Origin of the sequence: Paenibacillus sp. EZ-K15 (genome assembly GCF_002573715.1) — a bacterium.
Taxonomy (GTDB): Bacteria; Bacillota; Bacilli; order Paenibacillales; family Paenibacillaceae; genus Paenibacillus_AQ.
The window spans coordinates 181,454-208,258 of sequence record NZ_PDHM01000007.1 but is presented as its reverse complement, the minus strand read 5'-3'; the positions used below and the strand labels follow the sequence as shown (position 1 = coordinate 208,258).

The following is a 26,805-nucleotide window of genomic DNA, read 5'->3' as shown; positions in this document are numbered from 1 at the left end:
ATCCCGCTCTGGAGCACGCGTGTGAAATCCCTTGGTATTCCTCGCTCCCGGGTGTAACCATCGTATTATGTTTTCATGTCGATGTCCCTAAGTCCATCTGCTTATGTTTGGGCTGCGAAATAAAAAAAAGATGGACCCGAAAACTCAGGGTCCATCTCTTTATATGTGAATATAATGCCGCCTTCTAGGCTTAGTAAGCCAGTGTAAACAAACCGTTGATGTGGGACAGGTAACGCATGTTACTTGCTTCTTTCATCAAGGTTGCAGGCAGACCCTTCAATTGGGTCTTGTTAGCACCAATGGTACCGATGGCATCTTTACGTCCCAAGCTGCCGAGCGTACCGGAGAATACCGGTGTGAACGAAGCTGGTACGCCGCCATTCAATTGAGCGAAGATGTTGTAGCCGATCAGCTCGCCCATTTGCCATGCCAGCTGTGCTGTTGGCGGGTATGGACGACCTTCCGGTCCCATAACAACCGCGCTGTCACCAGCAACGTATACGTCAGGGTGGGATGCGGATTGCAGGAATTCGTTAACAACCGCACGTCCACGGTTGACTTCGATGCCGCAGTTAGCCACAACGGAATTACCCTGTACGCCGCCAGTCCATATCAATGTGCTGGTTTCGATCGTGCTGCCGTCTTTCAGTTCAACGGTAGTGCCATCCATTTTGGTAATCGGCAATCCGGTCAGGAAGTTCACGCCGCGTTTTTGCAGGCTTGTTGTTGCGCGGTCAACCAGTTCTGCAGGGAAGCCTGGCAGAATGGAAGGAGCTGCTTCAACACAATAAAGCGTGATTTCTTGTGGATCGATACCGTATTTGCGAGCCAGCTCGCTTTTCATATCGGCATATTCACCAACAAGCTCAACGCCTGTCAAGCCGCCGCCGCCAACAACGATGGTAGCGTCCGCTTTGTTTTTCGTTTTGCTATATTCCGCAATGCGGGACTCCACATGAGCACGCAGACGGTTAGCATCGTTCACGGACTTCAGGATGAAGCTGTTCTCTTGCAGTCCTGGAATGCCGAAGAAGGCCGTTTCGCTGCCCAGTGCGATAACCAGGGCATCATATGTGAAGTTTCCGCCGTCATCGAGGGAAACCGAACGCTCATCCGGCTTGATTTCCTTAACGTTGCCGATGCGCAGGTCAACGTTCGCGCCGCGCAGAAGCTTATCGAGTGGCAAAGCTACTGCTTTCTCTGCGATGTTGCCTGCTGCCAGACGGTGCAATTCCGTAATGATCTGATGGGTTGGGAAACGGTTGATCAGCGTGATTTTTGCACCAGCACCAAAATGCTCGCGTGCAGAAAGCGCACTAAGCAAGCCGCCATAGCCTCCGCCCAAAATTAAAATATGTTTAGACATGACCATCCTCCGTTCTTCGTATGATTTATGGATTAACGCTTGTTTTGTTGGTCGCGCTCGTTAAGAACGTCCAAAAAAGCCTGAGCATAGCGAAGACCCTTTTGAACCTGAGGATCTTTCAGCATTTTCATCAGACCAAATACGCCAATCTGAGCTTGGTCGCCTTGAGCGTGTACACGGTCTCCGGCTTCGATAGCTGCAGATGCAACGCTTTTCGCTGCTGTCGTGACCGGCTTCGCGAATCCGCTAAGGGAAGCCATAGTGTCTTCCGCAAGCACGGGATCCGTAGCTACGGATTTACCGAAGTCATAAGCTTTAGTCATGACGGTCAGCATTTCTGCAAGTTTTGGAAGATTGTCCACGAGAGTTGTGAGGGATTCCTGAACCTCGGGCTTGAGCAGTTGTTCGAGCAGCACATCAGGACGGCTGGACGCCGCAGCTTCTTGGTTTCCTACAACATTTTCCGGAGTTTCGGACGGCTGTGGAGAAGATGTTTCTGTCATAAAGAATTGCCTCCTTTTCTTTAAGTGAATTCCCAAGATGGACTTGGCGACGATCGAACCGGTTAGCTTTAATTTTGGGGATAACCGGTATCTATTATGCATCACTTACAAAAGTGCGAACTTAAGGGTGACTCACTATCGCCAAAAATAAAGCAGGGGGAAGCTTCCCCCTCCTTTATTCTAAAACAATCTTAGGGATTGTGATAAATATCTCTAAGTACTAGTCTATAACTTGTGAAGCATAATTACAAACATAAAATGCAATTTTCGACTACAAAGTTAGAACGCGATACTCGCTTTCTTCATATGTCACTCTTGTAACAGGGCGGCCGGAAAAGTCAAGCGCTTCCCGAAGCGGAATCCAAGCGGTACCGCCGATTAAATGAACATCCGAAGACACCGGTTTGCCCCCTGTTTGCATGGGGAATAGCAAGCCGCCCACCGGGTCTGCTTCCCAGCGATTCCCTGCCAGCGTCACCTGCACGGTCTTGTTGTGAGACTTCCAGGACACGCTTCCGCCGAGCCGCTCCACCAGGGCGCGCAGCGGTACCATCAACCGGCCGTCCACCATTTTGTATTCCCCTGCCGCGAACGCAGTCTCCATTCCTCCGAATTCCACGGCCAGCGTTCGCCCAGTCTCGAATAGCGCGGCATTGGCTGCGACATGCTCCTCAATCCATTGCTTTGAAGGCTGCGAAACCTTACGTGCACTCTGCTGGGCACGAAATTGAACGGGCTGGATTTCCGGAGATAGTACATCAAAGGCATAGCCTTGCTTTTTATAATAAGAAATGATGTCCGGCAGAGCCTTTACGCTTTCGACATGCCCTCTACCGTCATGAAGAAGCACAATTGCCTCATTGCCGTTCACTTTCGTGGTTGCCCCTTTAACGATGTCTTTAACCGGGACGCCTCGATACCTGGAGTCGCCGCTGTCGACGTTCCAATCGAATACATGATAGCCCCCCTGCTTCATGAATTGAAAATAGGCTTCGTCAAAATGGCCGGCCGTTCCCCCGGGAGCTCTGACCAGCTGCGGTCGTTCCCCCGTAATTAAACGAATGATTTCCTCCGTTTTCTTAATCTGTCCCCAGAAATCCTGAAAATGCCCGTAGAGCTTGTCATAACGATGATCATATGTATGATTCCCGATCACATGGCCTTCCTCATAGATGCGGTTAATAATCTCGGGACGGGTCTCCGCTTCCTTACCCAGTACAAAAAACGTGCCTTTAATTCCTTCGCGCTTCAAAATATTGAGCACATCAAGCGTCAAATCCGATGGCCCGTCATCAAATGTCAGGTATACTGTTTTGTCACTTTGTTTCTTATATTGAACAGGTGCGGCGTTCACGGCCGATGTATTCTTGTATGCAGTCGTGACGATAGGCTTGCTTGCCTCTTCCGGCTTCACCTGTATATCCTGCCCAGTTACTGTCATGGGCGCTGCTGCCAGAGGAGCCTGTTCCATATATATGTCAGTCGGCTGCTGGATCTCAAGCCCCATACCGATCATGATGAGCACTGCCAATACGCCGAAAAATACCGCAATTGATGTTACCCGCACCATATTTTTCATAATCAACTCTACCTCCATCGTTTCTATGAGTTCGGCTTCCTGATAGATTATATGGAGGGTGTTTCAAAAAAAGACTAGGATTTGATATTTTCTTGTGCCCTTGATTTCTCTTCACATTACTAGTAAACTGAATTCAATTCCTTAATTCATTATCATGCTCAAATAGTTTTTTGGAGCTTCGCTATACGAATTACCCTCTTCACCCATTACACAATTGGAAGGGATGATAGAACATATGAATCACCCACCTCTCATCAAGCGTGATATTACGGAAGTCCAAGATGTCGTTCTTCGGCGTCACAGCCCTATCCATGCCGCGGGACCCGTCATCGAATTCGGAAACTGGAGCCAATCCGATCCGTTTCTCGGAATGATGGAAGATAAGTTCCAGGCCGGTTCATTCGACGACCACCCCCATCGGGGAATCGAGACCGTTACCTATGTTATCGATGGGACCATCGAGCATTATGACAGCGTCTCCGAGCAAGGCGGGATGCTGGGACCGGGAGACGTCCAGTGGATGACGGCCGGAAGCGGGGTCATTCACAACGAAGTGCCGTCAGAGGGGATAACGGCTCACACCCTGCAGCTCTGGATCAATCTGCCCCGCGAGCAGAAAATGACAACTCCCCGCTACCAAAACCTGAAGGGAACCGATATGCCGGTCAGACAAGAGGATGGTGCGCTCGTGCGAGTCTTCTCCGGTTCTTCCAGCGATGTCGTTTCCCCCACTAAAAATCATGTTCCGGTCACCATGGTTGAGGTGTCGATGGAATCTGGCGCTTCCATCACGCAAGACCTGCCCGGCAGTTATAACGGCTTCATCTATATCCTAGAGGGCAGCGGAACCTTTGGCAGCAACGGCGTGAACGCGGCCAAAAGCCAGGTGTTGTGGCTGGGCGCAGGAATCGATGGAGAGCTAAGCGAAATACAGGCAACGGCGACGGAGCCTCTTCGCTTTGTCCTATATGCGGGCGAACCGGTACGAGAGCCCGTAGCGGCCCGCGGTCCCTTCGTCATGAATACGGAGGAAGAAGTGAATGAAGCCTTTCGCGAGTATCGGAATGGCACGTTCTTGAAACATTAATTCATCTAGGCCGGCCTATTCCTCTGGTCTTATTTATTTAAAAAACGGTCCCTTATCATGCCTGTCCAGGCATGCTGAGGGACCGTTCTTCATATAGCTATGACAGCACGGCTGCGAGAACCGCTTCGACATGACCTTTCACTTTTACTTTCCGCCACTCGCCTTCAAGCTTTCCCTGCTCATCAATCAAGAAGGTAGAGCGTACAATACCCATATACTCGCGGCCGAACATCTTCTTCATCTGCCATACGCCAAACATTTCGCTTACGTTGTGCTCTTCATCAGACATGAGCAAATAGGGAAGGCTATGCTTATCAATGAATTTGGCATGGGATTTCAGTGGATCCGGGCTAATCCCGATCACCACTGCGCCAGCTTGCTCCAACGCACCATAGTTGTCCCGGAAGCTGCAAGCCTCCTCGGTACAGGTTGGGGTCATATTTTTCGGATAGAAGAACAGCACGACTTTACGTCCGCGAAAATCGCTTAATGCTACCTTCTCCCCGTTCGAAGCCGGAAGTGAAAAATCCGGCACCTGGCTTCCGACTGTCAACTGCGTTTGATCTACGATAAGGCTCAACTCCTACTATACGGACTTTAGTCCCGAAAATTGATTGTCTTTTCGAAAAAAATTATAATAGAATGAATGTCGAATGTTCAAATGTTCTATCGAATTTATTCATCAGCGTAATCCGAAAGGAAGAACACAATGACCAAAAAAACAAAGAAGACGATTATATGGAGTGTCAGCCTCATCCTCGCCGCTGTTATTGGTTACGGCATTTATTATGCGGCGTCGTTCTACGACGGCTTGCAAAGTCTTCAGAAATCAGGTGATTCCTCCCCTTTTCGCGAAATTGAAAAGGTAAATGCCAAGGTTCCTGCGCCACCCGAGTGGGAAGGAACGGAGACGGTTAACATTCTGCTGATGGGCGTTGATGCACGCGGTTTTGAGGAAGGCGAAATTCCTCGTTCCGACAGTATGCTTGTTGCCTCGATTGATCCGGTGAAGAAAAAAATGCACTTATTCTCTATTTTGCGCGATACTTACGTAGAAATACCCGGATATGACCGAAACCGAATCAATACGGCCATCACGCACGGCCCGAATACGGCCATGAAGGCTGTAGGCGATCTGCTGGGCATTCCGGTTCAATACTACGTCTATACGGATTTTCAGGGTTTCATGAAGCTGGTTGATTCCGTCGGCGGGGTTGATTTCTATGTTGAGAAGGACATGAATTATTCCAGTAAAGCAGACAAAAACGAATACGACATTGAATTGAAGCAAGGCATGCAGCATCTAGATGGCAACACGGCACTGCAATATGTCCGGTTCCGCTATGATGCGATGGGCGACTTTACCCGCACCGAGCGGCAGCGCGAGCTTTTGAAGGCCGTAGCCAAGAAAATGCAGACCACCACGTCCATCATGAAGCTTCCGGACATTCTGAAGTCCGTCAGCCCATATATTGATACCAATCTCGATGTCGAGGATATGTGGAAGCTTGCGAACGTTGCCTATAAGAGTAACATGAGCGGCAGCGAACAGGTTCCTCCGATGAAACTCCTGAAGGAAGAACATATCGGCGGTGCTGCCGTTCTAACGGTAGGCAATCCGGATACGCTGAAACAGTATATCCAGGACATAATAAATCCGCCAACGCCTGACACTGAGACAGAAGGCAGCGAAGGTACGGAAAACAATTCTGAGAACAGTGGTTCTGAGAATAAGGATTCTGAGAATGGTAATTCCGAAAGCTCCATAACTCCATCTGCAACAACGGATCGTAACTAATACACTTACAGCAAGCAGGACAGGACGCTACGTCATTTTAGCTTCCTGTCCTGCTTCATGAAGAAAGGAAGTTTTACTCTCATGTCAACATCAAGAAACCGTTCCGAAACTCTGTATCAAGAAGCGCTGCAGCATATCGTAGGCGGCGTAAACAGCCCCTCCCGTTCCTTTAAAGCCGTAGGCGGTGGTGCCCCCGTCTTTATGAAACGCGCAAGCGGAGCCCACTTCTGGGACGAGGACGGCAACCGTTATATCGATTACTTGGCGGCTTATGGCCCGATCATAACCGGACATGCCCATCCGCATATTACGGCTGCAATCACAACAGCAGCTCAAAACGGTACTCTTTACGGGACGCCAACAGAGCTTGAGATCACCTTGGCCAAAATGCTGAAGGCCGCCATCCCGTCCATGGATAAGGTGCGTTTTGTCAATTCCGGCACCGAGGCGGTCATGACCACGATCCGGGTCGCCCGCGCCTACACCAAGCGCAACAAAATCATCAAGTTCGCCGGCTGCTACCATGGACATTCCGATCTTGTCCTCGTGGCAGCAGGCTCCGGTCCTTCCACGCTCGGCATTCCGGACAGCGCCGGGATCCCGGCCAGCATTGCGACGGAAGTCATTACCGTTCCGTTCAACGACCTGGATGGCTTACGGGCCGCCCTCGACGCATGGGGCGATGATGTGGCTGCCGTTATGGTGGAGCCCATCGTCGGCAACTTCGGGATGGTCATGCCGAAACCGGGATTCCTCGAAGGCTTATGCCAGATGACGCACGACAACGGCTCGCTGGTCATCTATGACGAAGTCATCAGCGCTTTCCGCTTCCACTACGGATCTACCCAAACCTATGCGGGTCTGGCCAATCACGAAGCGATTCAGCCGGATCTTACGGCTCTTGGCAAAATCATCGGCGGCGGCCTGCCTATCGGCGCATATGGCGGCCGTAAACATGTGATGGAACAGGTCGCACCGCTCGGTCCTGCTTATCAGGCAGGAACGATGGCAGGTAATCCTGCCTCCATCGCCGCCGGAATCGCTTGCTTGGAGGTTCTGCAGGGTGAAGGCGTATATGAAGAAATGGAGCGCTTGACCATCAAGCTGACGGAAGGCTTGCAGGCATCCGCCGACCGCCACGGCATTCCGCTCACAATCAACCGCATCCGCGGCTCCTTCTCCACTCATTTCTGTGATCATCCGGTCACGAACTATGACGAAGCGCAGGACACCGACGGTGAAGCCTTCGCGGCATTCTTCCGCCATATGCTGGACCGCGGCGTGAACCTCGCTCCTTCCAAATACGAGGCCTGGTTCATGACCACCGCCCATACGGATGCCGACATCGAGGCTACGCTTGAGGCTGCGGAGGAATCTTTTAAGGCCATGAAGAATTAATTTAGATACATTCAAAATCGGAAAAGGAGATTTCCTCATGAAAAAGCGCTTGAACAAGTTATAACATGCTCCATATCCATGCCATGCTTCTACGGTCCGAATTCGTGGACCTCCTGACCTGTCCGATTCGAATCATCAATAATCTAAATATGAATACGGAGGCTGGATAACATGAGAAGCGAACAAGAAATGATGGATTTGGTATTGGGCTACGCAGCCCGCGACGAACGGGTTCGGGCGGTGACCCTGGAGGGCTCCCGAACGAATCCCAATGTGCCGAAGGATATTTTTCAGGATTACGATATCAGCTTTCATGTTACGGACATGGACAGCTTTATTCAGGATCCGAACTGGATTGACGTCTTCGGGGAACGGTTGATTCTGCAGACGCCGGAAGATATGGCCATGTTCCCTCCGGATCTTGGAGGCTGGTTTTCGTACCTGATGTTATTTACCGACGGCAACCGGATTGACATGACTCTGATTCCCATCGAGGAGAAGGAGAAATACTGCAAGGAAGACAAACTGATCCAGATCTTAATGGACAAAGATCAGACCTTTCCCAAGATTCCTGCCCCGTCCGACGAGGATTTCTGGGTACAGCGTCCGCCCGCAGCCTTCTTCGAGGATTGCTGCAATGAGTTCTGGTGGGTATCCACGTATGTAGCCAAGGGCTTGTGGCGGGAAGAAATACTGTATGCCCAAGACCACTTCCACAACATCATGCGGCCGATGCTGATGAAAATGCTGGAGTGGCAGGTGGGCACCCAGACCGATTTCTCGCTCAGCGTGGGCAAGAACGGCAAGTACTTGAAAAACTACCTGTCTGCGGACAGCTGGAACGAGCTGATGTCCACCTACCCTCGCGGAACCTACGAAGAGGTGTGGGAGGCGCTGTTTACGATGGGAGCGCTATTCCGCAGAACCGCGCTGGATGTCGCTGAGCAGCTGGGCTTTGAATACGATATGGGGCAGGATCGGCGTGTAACGGGCTTCCTGCAGCATGTCCGGCAGCTTCCAGCGGATGCGAAGGCGATTTATTAAGATTGCGGAAGCTGCGGTTCCCTTGATTCCAAATATGGAATCAGGCAGCCGTGCTCGAGGAGGACTGACCACGGGTCCAAATCAACTCCCGATTGCAAGGAAATGAATCAGCAAAGAGAGACGCCGCCCCGGCGTCTCTCTTTTTTGCGATGCAGAAGTCTCTCCAATCCCATCCGGGAGCGCTCCCTTACTCCAACCCGATTTTCGAATGCGCTCTCCTGCAAACAAGATTAATTGAATCGATTTGTCACATTTGTGCTCTGCCCAAGCGTAATACAAATTGTAAAGGGGTGAAACCACTTGGATGAACCAGCATTCCATCAGATCGTTGCTGATGTTTTGAAGGGAGAGATCGACAAATATGAGCTGATCATGAACCGTTGCCACAAAGCCATCTTCAACTATTGCTATCACATGCTTGGCGACTATGCCGAAGCCGAAGATTGCACCCAGGATGCTTTTTTGAAAGCTTATCGCAATCTATCTAAATTCGAATCGGACAAGCCCTTCGAAGCCTGGCTGTACCGCATCGCCTCCAACCAGTGCATCGACTACCTCCGCAAGCGAAAGCTATCCCGATACCTCCCCTTTCTGTATCAGAAGGATCAGGATAACAGGCATGTCGATCAGGTCATCGAGCACAAATACTACAATCCGTCCGTGCTCCGGGCGCTGGCCAGGCTGACCGCCGAGGAACGGAGCCTGCTCATCCTGCGCTGCGTCGAGGACAAGAGCTATCACGAGATCAGCCTTATTTTGCAACAAAGCACGACCTATCTTAGGAAAAAATTTCAGCGGGCCGCAGCCAAGTTCCGCAAACATTATGCCATGGCCGAGGGGGAAGAAACGAATGAGCATGGACAACGACCAGGACCTGAAACCACTCTTTCAAAGGGTTGAGCCGCTCGGGACGGCCCTCCAGGAACGCGTCATGAACCAAATTCGGGAAAAACATCTTAAAAGGGAGCGATTTTTCGTGAAAAACAAAGTAAGCATTCTCTTAATTACCGGCATGCTGCTTACCGCATCGACCGGTTTCGCAGCAGTAAAGTACCACTCTTTAACCAACGGCAAGGGAGAGGTTGTCTATGAGGAGAAATCGAAGGCAGAGTCGCCTTCGCCTAAGAACTATTCAAAAGAGGAACTGAACCGTATACATCTGATGAACACCATCTGGGACGAACAGATCAAGCCGGGCGAAGCCGCCATCATTTATGTCGTACCGGATAATCCGAAGCATGCCATCGACATCAAATCCACTCCACATGCCGTCAAGGATTTCGCCAAGCTGCAAAGCATGGTGAACGTGCCCGGTTTGCCGCTGGCCAAGGAGCTGTCCGGTTCGGGCACATACACGTTCAATAACGCCAGCGTGCACATGGAGCGCGAGACTGACGTGAACCCGCTGACCGAGCAGGAAAAAGCCGACATCGCCAAAAAGCTGCTTGAGAAAGCCAAAGCTTCCGGGAAAGACTACGCCCTGATGCCGGTGAAGTTCACCGATAATTTCTGGCTTTCAACGGTATATTATACCAGCGACAACAAGGAAGTCTCTCTTACCATCCTGAATAACGGGGACCACGGAAGCGTGACCTCCTACTGGGACGACAATAGTGACATGATCAACCGGAAGATCGAGATTAACGGGCAGGACGTGCTGCAAAAAACGTGGAACGGCGGAAGCTCGGCGCAGTTGGACTGGGCCTATGAAGAACCAACGACCGGGCACCACTACATGCTTAGGCTTAGCTCTTCCCAGGGAGAGATCGCTGCCGAAGAGCTGATCCGCATCGCCAATACGATCATTCCGAAGGCGGATTCCAAATAAGCAGCGTTATGTCTCTTGGCTTAAGGACATCATCATCGCCAATCATTATACCAATATGGCTCTTTTCTCGTAGAAACGCTGTAAAAATGATAGATAATACAGAAAAAGTCGCCTGTGGCGGTCTCGGGACCCGGACACAAATCTGGCGGCCATGCTTGGGAAGGGCTGACCTTTCGCCCGGCTTTAGCAACTATTACCAAGGATATGAAAAAGCAAAGAGAGACGCCGCTCCGGCGTCTCTCTTTGTTGTGCTGCCATGTTCCCCAATCCCATCCAGGCCATCCGCACCCTTACTTCTGTTCAATCTTATCGAAGAAATTCTCCTGAACCAACTTTGCCGTCTCGTCCAGCTGTTTCTTGGAATCCGTGCCTTCCTTTGAGAACGATTCCTGCACGACATTGGACATCGCAGCATAATAATCCTGCGTGCCGAATTGCGCTTCCGGTTTGCCTTCCAACAGGCTGAAGAGCTGCGGATCATATTTGTAGACGTTGTCGTACTTATCGTAGATGGCTTTCACCTTCGCGGCATACTCGGAATCATCGCTGAAATATTCCAGCGGCGTCGGTACAAAGTATTTACCTTCTGCTTTGCGAGCATTAATCGTATCTTCCACCGATTTCAGCGCATCATCCGTAAAATAATCAAACGTGATGTAACGGAATGCCATTTCCTGCTCTTCCTTCGTGGCATTCGGGTTGATGACCAAATAATTTCCGCCTAAAATGCCGTGATGCGCTCCGCCTTTCTCCATGGCAGGCATCGGATACGCAAGCACATCCTCAGGCTTCATACCGCCCTCATTCAATGCCGGCTGGATCACGTCAAATGCGCCTGCAATGACCATCGCCGTACGTCCCTGCTGGAACGAGCTGACGGCATCGCCCCAACCGAGGGCCCAGTCCTGCGGAATGGCATTCGCTTCCCATCTCAGCTTCTTGTAGAAGTCCAGCGCCTTCACGCCGGCTTCCGAGTTAAACACCGCTTTCACTTTACCGTCTTCGTTCACTTCAATGTCCCCGCCAGCTTCAAACAGGAAATTGGTCCAGTTCCAACCCGCCTCATTGCCTTTACCCATCGGCGCGATTCCGGATATACCGGCCTTCGGGTCTGCGGCGCCCTTCGCTGTGTTGTACATGTCGTCCCATGTCCAATCCATTGGCGGAACCGGTACGCCCTTCGCATCCAGCAGCTTCTTGTTCACGATCGTTGACGTGATGTATCCGTTCTGCGTAACGCCGTACACCTTGCCGTCCACGATGAATTGATCCTGCAGCACGGGATTCATGTCGTCCTTGTACTCCCAGTCGTTCCAGAACTCCGTAATGTCGGCCACCCAGCCCCGCTCCACGAGCAGCTGTGCTTCCGTAGCCCAAGTGTTATAAAACGTCGGTGCTTCGTTCGAAGCCATCTTGACCCCAATTTCGTTGACGCTGTACTGCCAGTCGTCCTTCACGATGGTCACGTTCGGATATTTCGCCTGGAAACGGGCGATTTTATCATCCTCCTGCTGACGCAGCGTCGTGTCGTCCGGCAGCGGATAGTGGATCTTAATCGTTATCTTTTGATCCGCGATATCCTCTTTTGGTTCCTCTGTCTGCGTTGTCGTCGTTCCGCCCGAATTGGCGGTCCCTCCATCTTTATTGCCGACCTCCGGCGCTGTTTTGCCGCCGCCGCATGCTGCGAGCAAGGAGCTGAACAGCATAAGGCAGATCAGTAGTGCTGAGAACTTGCGCATGGATACTCCCCTTTTCCTTTTTGAAATGATAATGTCCTTTCCTATCTCCATCATAAAATTGAAACCCCGAAAGGACGATGTGCATTCATATGACGATCATGTGCAGGGCTACGATGGTGTGGTATACAAGCTGCCCTACCCTTTAACGGCCGAGAGACTGACACTGCGCATAATGAATTTCTGGAAGACCAGAAATACGAAGATCGGCGGCACCATGACCATGAAGAGAATCGAGAATTTGATGCTGCTGTCCAGGCTCCTTGCGTTGATGACATACTTGTAGATGGCCGTAGCCAGCGTGTACTTGTCCTGCGTCTGCATAACAAGCGACGGCCAGAACCAGTCATTCCATGCCGTGGAGAAGATAAAGATCGCCAGCGTTGCGAAGATCGGAACGGACAGAGGAACGGCAATCCGCAGGAAGCTGCTCAACTCCGAAGCGCCGTCGATGCGCGCTGCCTCGAAGATTTCCGGATGAATGCCATCGAAAAAGTTTTTGATCAGCAGGAAGAAGTAAGCATTCGCTCCGGCCGGCAGCCAGAAGGCCCAATAGGAATTCAGCAACCCAAGCTCCTTCAAATTGACGAAGTTCGGAATCATGTAACTCGACGCCGGAATAAACAAGGTCATGAGAATGAAGAAATAGATGACGCGGTGATAGGGAACCCGGATACGGGAAATGCTGAAGGCCGCCAAGCCCAGTACCAGAATCGTCACCAGCAGATTGCCGCCAAAAATAAGCAGCGTATTCTTCAGAAACATCGGCAGATCGATGTATTCCCACCCCTTCGGGACGTTATCCCAATGCCATTCCGACGGGAAAAAGCGTGGCGGAAACGTGTTGATCTCCTGATTGCTCTTCAGCCCGTTAAACATCGTCATGCCGATCGGATACAGCATCGTAAAGACCATCACCGCGATGCACAGCACCATAAACCCGTATACCGCCTTGTTCCACGGTTTTCTCAAATCCGATGCGGACAGTATGCCTCTCTCTTTCATCCTAGTACTCCTCCCTGTTCATCTTGAATTGCAGGATGCCCAGCAAACTCAGCACCAGGAACATCAAAATGCCCATGGCGGTTCCTGCCCCGTAATCCAGCTGGTTAAACGCGTATTTTACGGTTAGAAGCGCATAGGTGAGCGTGGCCTTGTTCGGTCCGCCGTCCAGCATCGCAAGTTGCGACTGATACGCCTGCGAAGTGCCGATCAGCTGCAGAATCAGCATGAGCATAATCAAATTGCGCATCGAGGGGAGCGTAATGTATTTAATCCGGGCCCATACGCCCGCACCGTCGATTTCGGCGGCCTCATACCAATCCTTCGGTATGCTCAGCACGCCGGCCAGATAGATCAGCATCGCCGAGCCGAATTGCTGCCATGTCTCCATCACGACAAGCGACACCATGGAGAAACGGCTATCCGAAATAAACGATACCGATTCTGCCCCGAAGAAGCCGAACAGGGCGTTGATCGGACCTACCGGGTCATACATCCACCTCCACATACCGTAGAGCACAACGCCAGGTACGACAAACGGGAGATACGCCGCAATCCGGGCGAAGCCCTGGAACAGCTTCAGCTCCGAGATGGCGATGGAGGCGGCGATGGGTACCCAGAAGCCGATGACCAGCGTTAACAGCATGAAATATAAAGTATTTCGAACAGAAAGCAGCAGGTCCGGATTGCTCAGCACCTTGGCATAATTATCGAACCCGACGAAGGTGTTTCCTTTTACGAAATCGATATGATAAAAGCTGTAAAAGATCCCTTTAAAGATCGGCACCCACAAAAAGACGATAAAGATCGCAATGGCCGGAACGAGGAACAAATATCCCCATATGTACTTCTTCCACAGCGGCTTGCGCTTATGCTCTTTTCGGGTGGGATGACCAAGCTCTAACCGAGCCTGACCTTGCTGCATGGCCGTTTCTTCCATCTGACTCCCTCATTCCTTTATTAAATGTCCAGCTTTAATTGTAAAAAGGAAGGGAGTCTTACAACATGTCTAAAACTATGTGAAGTATAACCGTTCTTACTTCTTTAGCTCGCTTGGGCTGACACCGTAATATTTTTTGAAGATTTTGCTAAAATGCTCCGGGGATTCATAGCCGACTCGCTCGGCGATTTCGTAACGGCGGAGATCCGTGCTCAGGATCAGAGACCTGCTCTCCTCCATCCGCAGCTTTACGACATACTCCCACAGGCTGCTGCCGGTATATTTTTTGAACAGATAACTCAAATAGTTCGGACTCACGTGATTGTTCTTGGCTACCTCGTGAATCGTCAATCCCTTCTGGCGATAATGCTCATCGATATACTGCCTCGTATTCTCGACGATCCGGTTGCTCTGGCTCGAGAGCACCTCTTGCGACGTCTCCTGGGCATAGTTGTGCCAATTGAAATCCCCGTAATAAAACACGTGAAAATCATGCAGCTGCTCGCTCCACAGCATCGCTTTGTCCGCCTGACGGCTGAGCACACTCAAAAATTCAGGCCCTCTCAGTATTTGACTGATCCCCACGTTACAGCTACGTTTCAGGTACAGCTCCACATGGTGGTGCAGGCTCCGGCCAATCATCTCCAGATGGTGGATCTTGCTGCTCGCATTCTCCTCCATCTCCTGCTCGCTCCATTGGAGGATGATGTTGATATCCCGTTCCGGCGAATAGAACACGAAGGTGTGCGGCTCCTGCTCCAGCAGCTCCTTGGCGATATTCAGCGCGGCATATTGAATCAGATTTATATCTTGCCTGGAAAAAGAAGCGCTGCTGTCTTCCGTTAGGCCCAGCTTCATCTTGATGACCGCAAAATAAGGACCGATCAAGCCAAGTTCCGATTCGTCTAGACCGGCTAGGTCCGGCTGATCCGGCTCTGTGGAGAGCCGCTGGTTCAGCCGCTCTATTCGTTCAGACGGAGGCTCCTCCATCCGAAAATGCTCGTTATCGGCCATGAGAAACGACTCCACCTGAGGCACCGGTCGGTCCATCTTGAGCAGCACGCTGCGGACCGAATCCAGAAACTGCTCACTGTTCAGCGGTTTGATCAAATAATCCTTGGCTCCAAGCTGAAGCGCCCGCTGCGCATATTGAAATGTTTCATGGGCTGAAATAATGATCGTCTGAACCCACGGTTTCACAATCTTCGCCTGCTGCATCAGCTCAATGCCGTTCATCTCGCCCATCTGGATATCGGTGACCAGCAGATCGATATCCCCCATCCGTATGTAATCCAGCGCTTCCTGCCCGCTGTAAGCCGTGGTAATCCCATCGATGGCAAGGCCCGAGGACGTTAACAGCCCGGCTAAGCCCTTGCAGATCAAAGGTTCGTCATCTACCACCAAAATGTTATACATCAGGAGACCTCCTGTCCGGTTGTGGTAATGGTTGCAACTTCTGTTCGGGGAATCGTAATCGTCACACGGGTTCCCCCTTCTTCTCTTGGTTCATATTCCAGCCCATAGCAGTTTCCAAAATGCAGCCGGATCCGCTCCTGGATATTGCGAATGCCGTAGCCCAATGAAGGGTCCTGCACTTCATTATGGAGCAGTCTATGAATAGACTCGTAGTTTACGGGACGGAAGCCGTTATCTTCGATGACGATCCGGAAGCATTTATCCTCCAGATGTCCTGAAATCCGAATGATTCCGTCCTCGCCCATATTTTTAATGCCATGAATGATCGCGTTCTCCAGCAGCGGCTGCAGCGTAATCTTCGGCACATGGTTCACCAGCAAGGACTCGGGAACTTCCCAGCGGACGGTAAACTGATAGTCGTAACGGTTCAGCTGGAGATTAATATAAGCCCCCGCATGCTCGAGCTCTTCCCCAAGCGTGATGAGATCCCGACCCCGGCTGAGACTGATCTTCATTAATTTGGACAAATCCTTGATCATCTCCGCGGACTCGGTATTGCCCTCCATCGTGCTCTTCCAATAAATACTTTCCAAGGTGTTGTACAGCAGATGGGGGTTAATCTGCTGATAAAGCAGCTGCAGCTGTGCTTCCTTCTGCTTCAGATCCATATGGTATTTATAGTGGATCAGATCATTCAATCGGCGGGCCATATCATAAATCGTGGAGATGAGGACACTGACTTCATCTTTTCTGCGCCTATAGGGGGTTTCCGGCACGACGTTCCCCGGTTCGTACCTTCTCACGAAATGCGCCAGTTTCTGGAGCGGGGTCATCAGCGACTGCCAGAAGTAGAAAACGATAATGAGGCCCACGGCAAAGTAAGCGATGGAGATGACCTGAATGACGCGCTTCATTTCGCTTTGCTGGGCGAGCAGCGTTTTGACAGGCACCTTGTAGACCAACTTTTGCTGGAGCACGTAGTTATAATCGATGACATAGATAAAATCAGACGTGATCACGTCCATGACGCCGATCGTGGAATGGCCCGGATCCGCTTCGGGCGGCAATTCCAGCTTGCCCGCCATGCCCTGTACCGACGAGGTCAGAATATTATCGTTCCAATCCGTAAAATACAACTCCCCGTCCGGTATCGAAACCGTCGATAACGACTCGCCGATCCGCGCGTCCAAATTCGTGACCACCAGAACGCCGATGGTCCCGCCCCTATAAATATTGTTAACGGCCCTCACATAGCTTAAGGTCTCTTGATCCTGCCGCCCTTGTACCGGCGGGGACAGATTCGCTATCCGCTTGAGATATCCGTTCCCTTTCATCGCCACGGCCTCATCGAACCATGCCGGCTTCTCCTTCTCGTCGGAGAAAAAATACACCCCCGCTTTTCTGCGGTCAGGGTAATAGGGAGCAAAGAAGTAGCTGTTGTCCGGGTCATACACATAGAGCGAGTAATAGACTGGTTCGCGTTCATCCGTCTCTTGTGAGAAGGACAACAGCATTTTTTCCAGCTGCTCGTAGTTTTTGACGCGCGCAAGAACAGTGCCCTCCGCAAAGGGATCCAGCTGCTGGATCTGCGAGTTTTGGATGACCGTGGAGGTCACTTTGTTAACGGTTTCAATATCACGGTTAATCAGCTTGAAGTTCTGCTTGTTCAGTTCGATATAAGCATTAGTCACATGACGCTTCAGGATTTGACCGGCCATGGAATTCCCGTAGGCATTTAGCGCAAACAACGGGATGACCAGCACCAGAAACAGCAGAATCATCTGCTGTTTGATATTCATGCGGCCCAGCGGATTTTTGAAGCTGTTCTTCATCGGTCCTTGCACCTCCGGCTTTCTCAAGCATAGCAACAATCCAGCAGCACCAGCGTAGTCATTTCTACGGAAATGATGCGTATTTTTACGATGAGGCAGGAAGTTACAAATTCAACTATTAGCCTCGGGACAGGCGATTTCCTTCTTACTAAGGCTGGCCTGCCAATTGTTAACGGACTTACCATGAGCAAATTTGCCTGATAGGTAAGTACACTCCAATATGCATTATAGCCAAATAGAATAACACCCCCATGCTGGATCCTGACGGACCCAACATAGAGGTGTTCATATGCAAAATCCCTCTAGAACGGAAAGAACATCGGCAGTACCGCCATCATGACCAGGCCGATTACCAGTTGAAGCGGCAATCCAACCTTCACATAGTGACTGAATTTATAACGGCCTGCGGACATGACGAGTGCATTCGGCGGCGTAGAGAACGGAGAAGCAAAGCACATGCTTGCTCCAATGGAGACGGCGAACAGAAACGGATACGGGCTCGCCCCCATCTGAATGGCAGCCGATAGGGCAATCGGCGCAAATAATACGGCGCAGGCCGTATTGCTGATGAACATTGTCAACAGCGAGGTAGTGAAGTATACCCCTGCCAGCAGGGCAAGCGGTCCATAGCTGCCCAGTGAATGGACCAGCATATCCGAAATCAGCGTGGCAGCTCCCGTTTTCTCAATGGCAATGGACATCGGAATCATGCCGCCAATAAGCACAATGCTCTCCCAATTAACCGTCTTATAGGCCTCCTCCATGTTACGCACGCATCCAAACACAACCATCAATACCGCAGCAACCATCACGGAGGCGACCGCCGGAATCCATTCCGTCACCAGCAGGATCACCATCAAGAGCATGATCCCGGCCGCAATCGGCGCTTTATGGTCCATCGTCAATTTGCGCGACTCTTCCACTGGCTGCCCTACCACCACGACATCCGTTTGCTCGGCAGCCAGGAGGGCTATATCCTTCCAAGTGCCCTGAACGAGCAGGGCATCGCCAAAGCGCATTTTCTCTTCTTTCAGATGGTGCAGAAGATACTGTTCTTTTCGCTGGATGCCCAAAATGTTCACCCGATACTTCTCCCGGAAGCCCGAATGTTTAACGAGATGGCCAATCAGGCGCGAAGATGGAGTCAGCATCACCTCGGCAATGCCGACGTCACTCGTGGCGTACTGCGACTCTTCGGCACGTTTCCGAAGCTCGGGTGCACGCTGGTCCAGCATGATAAGCCCATACGTCTCCGCAAACTCCGCGGCCCGCTCGAACGGGCCGTTTACATACAGAATATCGTCTTCCTCAATCACAGTCTCAGGACCTGCGATCTCCTGGTTGATCGTCTTAAAGAATTGATTCTTGGCCGACATTTTACGGCGGATTTCAATGACGTTCACTTCGAACTTCGCCGGAATGTCCAGCTCTCGCAATGTCTTGGATCGAATGGAGGAATCGGCTCCAACCTGAATGCGATACAGGTTCTGGGTCAGCCGATACTGTTTGGCCAGTTCTCGAAGCGAGCGCCCGCTTTGTTTACCAGCTCCCCCTTCTTCATTGCTGGGAAGAAAACGGCGAAGAAACAGTATCGCGATGATCCCCGTTGCCAAACACACAAGTCCGATCGGCAAAAAAGCAAAGAACGACAGCCGTTCGTATCCTGCGTTGATCAGTGTCTCCTGAATCACGAGATTCGGCGGCGTACCGATTAACGTAAGCATGCCGCCCAGGCTGCTTGCAAAAGCAAGGGGCATCAGCAGCCGCCCCGGATTTATCTCGGCGCTGAACGCCAGACTGACAACGATGGGCAGCATCACCGCTACCGTGCCGGTATTGCTGACGAATCCGCCAATGAGCGACGTCACCAACATGATCATAATCAAGAGCCGGGTCTCGCTTCCGCCGCCAAGCTTCAGCAGCTTACCGCTGGCCATCTTGGCTAATCCGGTCTGAAAAATTCCACCGCCCACAACAAACAAACCGATCATCATAATGACAACCGAATTGGAAAAGCCTGAAAGGGCTTCAGACGGACTTAAAATGTCCGTTAACATAAGTACCATCAACACGCCGATCGCGACTAAATCCGACCGCACTTTTCCCGACATGAACAATGCAGATGCCACGGCCAAGACAGACAACGTAACGATCATCGGTCCATTCATTCCTTGTTCCCCCTAAAATGCCATATCTATGTTTCTTCCAAGATTCGACATTCAACAACTCTTTCCCTGCCGCTTTTACGCTTCTCCACCTTCCATCATGTCAGAATTAGGTTCAACTTCTGATCTGATGCAAACCATTCACGAAGGGAAATGATGTCGTATTGTACCACCTGCCCGGAGTTACTCATGTTAGAAACATCACACCGCTGTCAAGTACATCTCTAACCTAAATCCCAAGCATGTTGTTCGTTATCCCGCCGTCAACAAACGGGGAAGATCAACCGGTTTCTCTCATTGGCCATCACCACAATCGGTAATCACAACAAAAAAAGCTGCATCGACTCCTTCCAGCCGATGCAGCTTGCTTATGGGATTACAAGTTAATGAATGCGGTACGCAATTTGGTGCTGTATTGAACATCAAAACCAAGACCGGATGCAATCACCGCGAGCGGAACGTAAGTTTTATCTTCTTTCCCAACCTTTTGCAGGAAAGCCGGCGTATCGATCGGTACAGCCGTTCCGTTAACTTGAACGGTTTTGGCACCGATCTTCACCACCACCGTCTGATCTCCGAACGTAATCGTTGCACTGGACGTTTTATTTTCCCATGTGGTCGTCGCTCCCACTGCATTTACGATATCCTGTATCGCGACGTAATTCAGGTTATCGCGAAGGATCGGCTTATATGGCGTGTTCAGCTCCTGCCCCTTCACGATGATGCGCATCGGTTGCCCCTGTTCCTGAACAGCGGTATTCTTGTAGCTGCCCCAGATCGTCTCTGCGAACACGCCGGCCATGGTCTCGTATCCATATTGGTTCGGATGAATATCGTCTTTCAGGATATGGGTCATCGTCAGCTCGGAGCCCACGAATTTCTTCGCAACATGGGCTACCTTGATGTTTACGCCCTGAGTTGCAAAACTGTCAGCTACGCCTTCCACCAGCTTCGTGAACTCTCCAGATGCTGCAAGCAATTTGGCGTATGCGACCTCGTCAGCGACTTTGGGCACCGGATTGTACTGATCCGCCACCACGATAGAGGCATCAGGATTGATGGCATGCAAGTTGGTAATGACGGATGAGACATTATCCGTATAGGTCTTGAACAGTTCCTGCATCTTTGCTTTCAGCTCTTCGTCGCTTAATGTTTCCACGGTACTGACTAGACTCATCATGTCATTGCCGCCGATGGTAATGGTAATCAGATCCGCATTGGCGATGATCGGCTTGGCTTTCGCTGCGTCAGCGCCCATCTGCTTGGTGCGCGGATCAATGCCGCTGAGGCCTGGCTGCAGCTCCTCCGCCGTAATCGCGCGTTCATCCAAGACGGCCTTGACGTAATGGTTCAGCCCATCGGTTTTCAAGCCGCCGATCCCCAAATTCGTTACCTCGGTCCGGCCATGGAACAATCCCTGCTCATACAGCCGGTCAACAAAACCATAAGGCTTGCTGTTCAGATCCATTCCCGGCTCATACCCAACGGTCAGCGAGTCCCCCAGCGCTACAATATGATATGTATCCTTGGCTGTAACCTCATCGGCATAAGCCGGCGCAACACCCGGTCCAACCAGTGCCACCGCGAGCGTCAAGGTGCCGGTTACTGCCGCCAGCCCCTTCTTCCATTGTTTGAACATGCCTTCACTCCCTTAACGTCAATTATCTTAATACAGCCTTATTTTACCACCAGCAATCTGCGAATGGTACCGAATCAACCAAGACGATAGGGTTTCATGAGAACCCCCCCCTATGGACAAGGTCAAACCTCGTGACTCCAACTTGAGCCATCTTGAGAAAGTTTACCTTGGCTAGTGATCATAAAAAAATGGACAGCTCGCTCTATGCTGTCCATTCCTGGTTCGGGCCTTTAATAATTGGAGATGCTTCTGCTTCGTAAACATCCCTTAAAGCGCTATCAAGCTTCTTCACCTGAATCCTCAGGCTTATCCTTCTTAACTGTCTTATCCATATACTTGTCATAGCGATCATCCACTTCCTTCGCCATGCTGCGGTATTTCTGCGTCTCTTCCACGATGGGATCGAGCTGCGTCTGAATTCGGATCTCATATTTCGGAGAGAGAAGCCTGCGCTCCTCCTTCTCCCGATCCTTCTTCTCCATTTCACCGTCCGTTAACATCTCGCTGAGCTGGCGCTCCAAATCCTGATCCGACTTCTCATTCATCGTAAGCACACTCCTTTATCAAGCGGTTGTAAGTGACCTGTATTCCTCTGTTGTCCCGGGTCGTTAGCGAACCAAAGCTTCGCCCGCGTCTTTTAGTGTATCCAGAAAACGCTGATGAATCAGCCCATTGGTTGCCGCCAAATGACGCACCGACAGATCGTATGACTTTCCTTCCGTATCGGTTACTTTACCGCCGGACTCCTGAACCAATAGCGCGCCTGCGGCAACGTCCCAAACGCTCAAGCCATGCTCCCAATATCCGCTAAGCCGGCCGGCAGCCACATAAGCAAGATGAAGCGCAGCGGAGCCGCCGGCTCTTACATTGCGAACCATCGGCAGCAGCGCCTGCAGCTCAGCCATATTCAGCGGCAGGTTGACTGTGCTGTCCAGTGGGAAGCCCGTGGCCAGCAAGCTGTCCGACAATTGATCCTCCTTGGAAACATAGGTAGGGTTGCCGTGAACGTAGGCCCCTTTTCCTTTTTCCGCAACAAACAACTCGTCCCGGGAAGGATCGTAAATAACGCCGACAATGACTTCACCATGATGAGCCAGTGCAATCGACACGGAGTAAAACGGAAATCCGTGAACATAGTTCGTCGTTCCGTCCACAGGGTCGATAATCCAGAGATACTCTTCGTCCTTGGCGTCCTCGAGCGCCTTCACATAGGCATCGGTACCCGGGGCAACCCCTTCTTCTCCGAGAATTGCATGATCCGGAAAGTGCGTCAAGATCAGCTTGCGGATCATCTGCTCCGCGCCTTTGTCCACCTCGGTTACGATATCCTGTGCCGAAGACTTGGTGCTCAACTGCTTGACAGTACCGAGTTTGCTCTTAATCCACTCTCCCGCTTTGGCGGCGCAATTAATCGCAACGGCGGTGTAGCTCTTACTGCTGACAACATAAGGAATCTTTTCATTCTCGTTCAAAGCATTCACTCTACTTTCTATATCAATCTAGTGATTTTTGACAATCCCTACATCCTATTCAGTCATTGCTGTAATCGAAAGGGCAGCCACGCGAAAATTCCGCCTATTTCAATAAAAGTCCGTCCTATGCTGTGCACCTGAATGCTTGGCGAGAACGAACTTTTTATCCAATGTCATGTATTAAGGGGAATCTCTGTTTGGATACTTCCAACGTAACCCAAAATCCATCAACTTGCAAGTGTTAACAAGCTCATCTTGTCGGGTTAAGGGTTAACTTGGATGGAAGCACCGTCTAGAATGGTTATGCCCTCTTCCGTATAATCTCCCAAATCCTTCATCAGATCAAACAAGGCGCCGTCCTTCATCTTCGCTTCAATCATAACGTCCACCTTCGGCGTAGACCTCGCAATATTCCGTAAAAACGCCAGCAATGGCACAACATCCACCCCATCCGCATGACTGCGGATATCGGCCTTGCTCTTGGGACTGGATACATGAATCTTGGGCGGCAGCGGGTGCGCCCGGTCCGAATCCGCCTGCGCTAGCGGCGTCTCCCAGGTGCGAAGAATATCCGGCCACAGTTCCCAAGGTGCCTCGCCATCGTTATTGACCCACTGATGATGAATATCCAACACCATCGGCAGCCCCGTTTGCCGGCATACGGCCAGCGTTTCCTGCGCAGTAAAGGTTTTGTCGTCATTTTCAAGGGTCAGCCGTTCCTTGATATGCGGGTCAAGCCTATGAAAATGATCCACGAATCGGGCCGAGGCCGAAGGCTTGTCTCCATAAGCGCCGCCGATGTGAATGTTATTTTTCATAGAAGCAGGCAGCTCCATCGCCTGCAGCATATGGACGTGCGACTTCAGATCACGGATCGAGTTGACCAGCACCTCAGGACGCGGCGTGCTCAGCACCGTGAAATGATCCGGATGAAAAGATACCCGCATCCCGTGTTTTTTCACAAAATCCCCAATGGCCTGAAAGCCTTCTTGCAAAGCCGGGAACGGATCCCAATCCTGCATATCTTGATGTGTAGCCAGCGGAATCAGCTTGGACGAGAAGCGGTACAACTTGATATCGTGAGCCGCATTATGCTTTAGAAGCCGTAGGGTATTATGTAGATTCTCATTCGCGATCCGCTCCAGTTTGTGTATGCCGGCCTCACGGTCATTCAGCTTCATAAAGCTTTTCATGGTCATCGTCTTGGAAGGAGAAGCATTCTGCACAACCGTGGACATGGCTACATAACCGAAACGAACAATCATGCATGATCTCCAAAGAACATTTCGTGAGCGAGGGCTGTCTGTACGCGTGCCTCCTCTTCGGTCAATTTGCGGATCAGCTGCAGCTCGACCGAAGTGACCTCGCGGCCCTGGAAGTTAATCTCCGATACGCATGCGGTGATCAGAACGATTGCCACCGCCTGGTTATCCGGCGTATAAGCAATGACCTTCTGTCCTGTCGGAAATACCCGAAGCCCATCCTTCAGCATTTTACCGCGGCCGTATTCCAGCAGCTCATAGAGCTCCTGCTCACTCTTAAACTTACAAACGGAATTGAACTCGGTTTGAAATCCCATATTACGTATCTTCCTTTCATCCCAAAATATTAGAGTCAAGGGGAGCCGTAATGAATAGCGCGGACTCCCCCTGGTGTTTCATATCCTATTGTGACGGCTTACGCCTGGTTCTCATAAATTAGGGATTGCTTGCGGTTGTACCGCTCAAGACCCAGCTCGATCATCCGGTCAAGCAGCTCGCGGTAGGACACGCCCGTTTCCCGCCACAGAAGCGGGTACATGCTGTACGGTGTAAAGCCCGGCATCGTGTTCACTTCATTGATCAGAATCGCGCCGTCCGAACGGCGGACAAAGAAGTCGGCCCGAGTAATGCCGCCGCCTTCAATCGCTTTGAACGCGGTAATGGCAAGATCACGCAGACGATCAGCCGTATCCGGCTCGATCTCGGCCGGGATTTGTATCTGTGACTGTCCATCTGTATATTTGGCCGCATAGTCGTAGTATTCACTGGAAGAGACTATTTCACCCGGAACGGATGCCATCGGCTCATCATTGCCAAGCACGCTGACCTCCACTTCGCGCGCATCCACGAACTCTTCAACGATGATCTTGTCATCGAACCGGAGCGCGGATTCAATCGCCGTCTTAAGCTGCTCCCGGTTTTTTGCCTTGGATATCCCGACGCTTGAGCCTAGGTTAGCCGGCTTGACGAAGCTTGGGAATCCGAGTTTGTCCTCGATATCCTTCAGCACTTCATGCTGGCTCCGCTCCCACTGGGTACGATTGAAATAACAATACTCGCATTGCGGTAATCCCGCTTGGGCGAAGAGCTTCTTCATCACGACTTTATCCATCCCCGCAGCCGACGCAAGTACACCGGTTCCCACATAAGGAATGTCCGCCATTTCGAACAGCCCCTGAATCGTTCCGTCCTCCCCGAACGTCCCGTGAAGAAGCGGAAACATAATGTCCACCGCCTGAGTCTCTTGGCCATACAATCTGCTGAACACGGCGTTCAGCGCTGTTTGCGTGCCTTCCCCTTCAGCCAGCTTCAATTCCTCCAACTGGGCAAAAGGAGCCGACAGCTTGCTGCCGATTCTCCAGGTACCCTGCTTGGAAATATAAAACGGAACAATCTCATATTTATCATAATCAAAAGCGTTCATGACCGCGAATGCCGTGGATAGCGACACCTCATGCTCGCCGGATTTCCCCCCGTATATTAAACCAACCGTCAATTTATCCTGTCCCATGTTAACCTCTCTCTTGTCCGTATTGCAGCATGACATGCTGTCATCCTAAAAATAATCGGGGATATGGTAAAACCGGTATTCGGTGTTATCGTTCCAAGCGTAGGAATCCCGGTAGTCCCAATAGCGATGGCGGCTGGACACCGTATGTGCATTAACCAGCGGCATGCCGCCTGCGTCAAACGCCGTCACGATGGTGCTGTGCTGAAACGCACCATCACCATCCCAGTCGTACACGATGACATCCCCCAGCATCAGCTGTTCGGGACGCTCCACCCGCTCGGCCCGAAGCCCCGAGGTACTGGCGTTCAAATAATGCGCAAAGCTGTTCGATACCGCCCAGCTGTAACTCCACCATTCCCGCTTGTTTACGTACCCCTTGTACCACCATCCCGTTTCTCTTTTACCAGTATAGAGGATTGGGGCTTTGCCTGCAAAGAGGCACTGGGAGATATAATTCGTGCAATCCACGTCAAATTCCTCAAACTCCGGATTCCCGGAATCCCACCAACGATCGGCATAAGCAGCTGCGGCCTCACGCTCATACCGGCCGGACCGCGTGCTGCTGCCGGCGGCGTATACGCGGCCATTCATATAGGGGGTGGACGGCTCTCTTCCAGCCCCATCCGTGCCTGCTGCCGGGACATCGGTTCTTTGCAGGGGATGACGTTCATCCTGCAGACGTTCAATGCCAACGATCAACCAGGCATCCCCGTCTCGGATCAGCGTCAGCCGCTCCCTAAAAACCGTATCTTCCCGGTGCGTCATCCCTCTTTTTTCATAATAAAATACGCTGTGAAGCCGCACGTCCGCGACCACATCATCCTCCGTCTCCCTCAGGATGCGCAGGAGGCGGGCACGAGTCTCGCTCTTAAGCGGCGTTGCCTCCCGCTGCGCATACCACGTCTGCAGCCGAAACTGCCTTTCTCCTCTCTCTACCAGGAAATTCAGATCCGCTACAATCTGCTCTTTCAGGCCTGAAGAATAGTCCACGCGATTTTGGTTATATTGATTGACGTAAATATATAGAGCTTGCTTCCAAGGCTTCTCTGCTTGCTTCAGACTGTTCATCTACTCTCCTCCTCTAACCTTGCCTTTCACGCTGTTCCCTATCACAACTATATGAGGAAAATCTCCAGGCTATGAACTTCGGTCAAGAGAATACAGAAACACCGAGATTACACACGGCTGTATTCGGGTTAAAAACGGGCTTGTTTTCACCTTTTTGAAA

At 51.3% G+C, this 26,805-nt stretch carries 23 protein-coding genes; 6 read left to right on the top strand and 17 right to left on the bottom strand.

Annotated elements, in window-relative coordinates:
- Window positions 1–190: 190 nt before the first annotated feature.
- The 3 genes from CRG97_RS04575 to CRG97_RS04565 all read right to left on the bottom strand — a co-directional run bounded on the left by CRG97_RS04575 (window position 191) and on the right by CRG97_RS04565 (window position 3,448).
- Window positions 191–1,366 (bottom strand): NAD(P)/FAD-dependent oxidoreductase, encoded by a 1,176-nt coding sequence (locus tag CRG97_RS04575; RefSeq protein WP_076325875.1) that lies wholly within the window; start codon window positions 1,364–1,366, stop codon window positions 191–193.
- Between the two features lie 32 nt (window positions 1,367–1,398).
- A complete protein-coding gene (locus tag CRG97_RS04570) occupies window positions 1,399–1,869 on the bottom strand; it encodes a DUF1641 domain-containing protein (RefSeq protein WP_076325876.1) in 471 nt (156 codons plus the stop codon).
- 271 nt (window positions 1,870–2,140) lie between these two features.
- Window positions 2,141–3,448, bottom strand: coding sequence for a polysaccharide deacetylase family protein (locus CRG97_RS04565; protein WP_098741959.1), 1,308 nt, complete (start codon window positions 3,446–3,448; stop codon window positions 2,141–2,143).
- A gap of 235 nt (window positions 3,449–3,683) precedes the next feature.
- Here CRG97_RS04565 and CRG97_RS04560 point away from each other — a divergent pair, with 235 nt between their 5' ends.
- Window positions 3,684–4,535 (top strand): pirin family protein, encoded by an 852-nt coding sequence (locus tag CRG97_RS04560; protein WP_098741958.1) that lies wholly within the window; start codon window positions 3,684–3,686, stop codon window positions 4,533–4,535.
- A gap of 97 nt (window positions 4,536–4,632) precedes the next feature.
- Here CRG97_RS04560 and bcp read toward each other — a convergent pair whose 3' ends face one another.
- A complete protein-coding gene (gene bcp / locus CRG97_RS04555; protein WP_098741957.1) occupies window positions 4,633–5,115 on the bottom strand; it encodes a thioredoxin-dependent thiol peroxidase in 483 nt (160 codons plus the stop codon).
- A gap of 129 nt (window positions 5,116–5,244) precedes the next feature.
- Here bcp and CRG97_RS04550 point away from each other — a divergent pair, with 129 nt between their 5' ends.
- The 5 genes from CRG97_RS04550 (at window position 5,245) to CRG97_RS04530 (ending at window position 10,603) form a co-directional block, all read left to right on the top strand.
- Window positions 5,245–6,333 carry an LCP family protein gene (locus CRG97_RS04550; protein WP_098741956.1) on the top strand — a complete coding sequence of 363 codons (1,089 nt, stop codon included), beginning with the start codon at window positions 5,245–5,247 and terminating at the stop codon, window positions 6,331–6,333.
- An 81-nt stretch (window positions 6,334–6,414) separates the two neighbouring features.
- Window positions 6,415–7,731 carry a glutamate-1-semialdehyde 2,1-aminomutase gene (locus CRG97_RS04545; RefSeq protein ID WP_098741955.1) on the top strand — a complete coding sequence of 439 codons (1,317 nt, stop codon included), beginning with the start codon at window positions 6,415–6,417 and terminating at the stop codon, window positions 7,729–7,731.
- Window positions 7,732–7,902: 171 nt separating this feature from the next.
- Window positions 7,903–8,775: an aminoglycoside 6-adenylyltransferase gene (locus CRG97_RS04540; RefSeq protein ID WP_098741954.1), complete on the top strand. Its 873-nt coding sequence runs from the start codon at window positions 7,903–7,905 to the stop codon at window positions 8,773–8,775.
- 300 nt (window positions 8,776–9,075) lie between these two features.
- Complete coding sequence (locus CRG97_RS04535) at window positions 9,076–9,675, top strand: RNA polymerase sigma factor (protein ID WP_098741953.1); 600 nt, start codon at window positions 9,076–9,078, stop codon at window positions 9,673–9,675.
- A complete protein-coding gene (locus tag CRG97_RS04530) occupies window positions 9,626–10,603 on the top strand; it encodes a DUF4367 domain-containing protein (RefSeq protein ID WP_098741952.1) in 978 nt (325 codons plus the stop codon). Before CRG97_RS04535 ends, CRG97_RS04530 begins: the two co-directional genes overlap by 50 nt.
- 290 nt (window positions 10,604–10,893) lie before the next feature.
- Here CRG97_RS04530 and CRG97_RS04525 read toward each other — a convergent pair whose 3' ends face one another.
- The 13 genes from CRG97_RS04525 to CRG97_RS04465 form a co-directional block, all read right to left on the bottom strand.
- Complete coding sequence (locus tag CRG97_RS04525; protein WP_098741951.1) at window positions 10,894–12,342, bottom strand: ABC transporter substrate-binding protein; 1,449 nt, start codon at window positions 12,340–12,342, stop codon at window positions 10,894–10,896.
- Window positions 12,343–12,477: 135 nt separating this feature from the next.
- Window positions 12,478–13,344, bottom strand: a complete 867-nt coding sequence (locus CRG97_RS04520) for a carbohydrate ABC transporter permease (protein ID WP_098741950.1) — start codon at window positions 13,342–13,344, stop codon at window positions 12,478–12,480.
- Window position 13,345: 1 nt separating this feature from the next.
- Entirely contained in the window at window positions 13,346–14,281 is a 936-nt protein-coding gene (locus tag CRG97_RS04515; RefSeq protein WP_098741949.1) for a carbohydrate ABC transporter permease, read from the bottom strand.
- A 96-nt stretch (window positions 14,282–14,377) separates the two neighbouring features.
- Window positions 14,378–15,697, bottom strand: a complete 1,320-nt coding sequence (locus CRG97_RS04510) for a response regulator transcription factor (RefSeq protein WP_098741948.1) — start codon at window positions 15,695–15,697, stop codon at window positions 14,378–14,380.
- Complete coding sequence (locus CRG97_RS04505) at window positions 15,697–17,529, bottom strand: cache domain-containing sensor histidine kinase (RefSeq protein ID WP_098741947.1); 1,833 nt, start codon at window positions 17,527–17,529, stop codon at window positions 15,697–15,699. Before CRG97_RS04505 ends, CRG97_RS04510 begins: the two co-directional genes overlap by 1 nt.
- Before the next feature lie 302 nt (window positions 17,530–17,831).
- Window positions 17,832–19,697: an SLC13 family permease gene (locus CRG97_RS04500; protein WP_098741946.1), complete on the bottom strand. Its 1,866-nt coding sequence runs from the start codon at window positions 19,695–19,697 to the stop codon at window positions 17,832–17,834.
- Between the two features lie 373 nt (window positions 19,698–20,070).
- Entirely contained in the window at window positions 20,071–21,333 is a 1,263-nt protein-coding gene (locus CRG97_RS04495; RefSeq protein ID WP_098741945.1) for an SGNH/GDSL hydrolase family protein, read from the bottom strand.
- 278 nt (window positions 21,334–21,611) lie between these two features.
- Complete coding sequence (locus CRG97_RS04490) at window positions 21,612–21,878, bottom strand: hypothetical protein (protein ID WP_076325891.1); 267 nt, start codon at window positions 21,876–21,878, stop codon at window positions 21,612–21,614.
- A gap of 63 nt (window positions 21,879–21,941) precedes the next feature.
- Window positions 21,942–22,805, bottom strand: coding sequence for an inositol monophosphatase family protein (locus CRG97_RS04485; protein ID WP_237566291.1), 864 nt, complete (start codon window positions 22,803–22,805; stop codon window positions 21,942–21,944).
- A 263-nt stretch (window positions 22,806–23,068) separates the two neighbouring features.
- Window positions 23,069–24,070 (bottom strand): UV DNA damage repair endonuclease UvsE, encoded by a 1,002-nt coding sequence (uvsE, locus tag CRG97_RS04480; protein ID WP_098741943.1) that lies wholly within the window; start codon window positions 24,068–24,070, stop codon window positions 23,069–23,071.
- Window positions 24,067–24,384 carry a hypothetical protein gene (locus tag CRG97_RS04475; protein WP_076325894.1) on the bottom strand — a complete coding sequence of 106 codons (318 nt, stop codon included), beginning with the start codon at window positions 24,382–24,384 and terminating at the stop codon, window positions 24,067–24,069. The genes uvsE and CRG97_RS04475 overlap by 4 nt, the downstream gene beginning before the upstream one ends.
- A 98-nt stretch (window positions 24,385–24,482) precedes the next feature.
- Window positions 24,483–25,577 (bottom strand): D-alanine--D-alanine ligase, encoded by a 1,095-nt coding sequence (locus tag CRG97_RS04470; RefSeq protein ID WP_098741942.1) that lies wholly within the window; start codon window positions 25,575–25,577, stop codon window positions 24,483–24,485.
- 45 nt (window positions 25,578–25,622) lie between these two features.
- Complete coding sequence (locus tag CRG97_RS04465; RefSeq protein ID WP_098741941.1) at window positions 25,623–26,645, bottom strand: amidase domain-containing protein; 1,023 nt, start codon at window positions 26,643–26,645, stop codon at window positions 25,623–25,625.
- Between the last annotated feature and the right edge of the window lie 160 nt (window positions 26,646–26,805).

Excerpts from the sequence above, each read along its gene's own strand:
- CRG97_RS04575 (WP_076325875.1), bottom strand. The coding sequence starts at position 1,366 with ATGTCTAAACATATTTTAATTTTGGGCGGAGGCTATGGCGGCTTGCTT.
- CRG97_RS04520 (WP_098741950.1), bottom strand. The coding sequence starts at position 13,344 with ATGAAAGAGAGAGGCATACTGTCCGCATCGGATTTGAGAAAACCGTGG.
- CRG97_RS04475 (WP_076325894.1), bottom strand. The coding sequence starts at position 24,384 with ATGGGATTTCAAACCGAGTTCAATTCCGTTTGTAAGTTTAAGAGTGAG.
- CRG97_RS04465 (WP_098741941.1), bottom strand. The coding sequence starts at position 26,645 with ATGAACAGTCTGAAGCAAGCAGAGAAGCCTTGGAAGCAAGCTCTATAT.
- CRG97_RS04545 (WP_098741955.1), top strand. The coding sequence starts at position 6,415 with ATGTCAACATCAAGAAACCGTTCCGAAACTCTGTATCAAGAAGCGCTG.
- CRG97_RS04515 (WP_098741949.1), bottom strand. The coding sequence starts at position 14,281 with ATGGAAGAAACGGCCATGCAGCAAGGTCAGGCTCGGTTAGAGCTTGGT.
- CRG97_RS04540 (WP_098741954.1), top strand. The coding sequence starts at position 7,903 with ATGAGAAGCGAACAAGAAATGATGGATTTGGTATTGGGCTACGCAGCC.
- CRG97_RS04565 (WP_098741959.1), bottom strand. The coding sequence starts at position 3,448 with ATGAAAAATATGGTGCGGGTAACATCAATTGCGGTATTTTTCGGCGTA.
- CRG97_RS04470 (WP_098741942.1), bottom strand. The coding sequence starts at position 25,577 with ATGGGACAGGATAAATTGACGGTTGGTTTAATATACGGGGGGAAATCC.
- CRG97_RS04560 (WP_098741958.1), top strand. The coding sequence starts at position 3,684 with ATGAATCACCCACCTCTCATCAAGCGTGATATTACGGAAGTCCAAGAT.
- CRG97_RS04550 (WP_098741956.1), top strand. The coding sequence starts at position 5,245 with ATGACCAAAAAAACAAAGAAGACGATTATATGGAGTGTCAGCCTCATC.
- CRG97_RS04525 (WP_098741951.1), bottom strand. The coding sequence starts at position 12,342 with ATGCGCAAGTTCTCAGCACTACTGATCTGCCTTATGCTGTTCAGCTCC.
- uvsE (WP_098741943.1), bottom strand. The coding sequence starts at position 24,070 with ATGATTGTTCGTTTCGGTTATGTAGCCATGTCCACGGTTGTGCAGAAT.
- CRG97_RS04530 (WP_098741952.1), top strand. The coding sequence starts at position 9,626 with ATGAGCATGGACAACGACCAGGACCTGAAACCACTCTTTCAAAGGGTT.
- CRG97_RS04570 (WP_076325876.1), bottom strand. The coding sequence starts at position 1,869 with ATGACAGAAACATCTTCTCCACAGCCGTCCGAAACTCCGGAAAATGTT.
- CRG97_RS04510 (WP_098741948.1), bottom strand. The coding sequence starts at position 15,697 with ATGTATAACATTTTGGTGGTAGATGACGAACCTTTGATCTGCAAGGGC.
- CRG97_RS04490 (WP_076325891.1), bottom strand. The coding sequence starts at position 21,878 with ATGAATGAGAAGTCGGATCAGGATTTGGAGCGCCAGCTCAGCGAGATG.
- CRG97_RS04505 (WP_098741947.1), bottom strand. The coding sequence starts at position 17,529 with ATGAAGAACAGCTTCAAAAATCCGCTGGGCCGCATGAATATCAAACAG.
- CRG97_RS04495 (WP_098741945.1), bottom strand. The coding sequence starts at position 21,333 with ATGTTCAAACAATGGAAGAAGGGGCTGGCGGCAGTAACCGGCACCTTG.
- CRG97_RS04500 (WP_098741946.1), bottom strand. The coding sequence starts at position 19,697 with ATGAATGGACCGATGATCGTTACGTTGTCTGTCTTGGCCGTGGCATCT.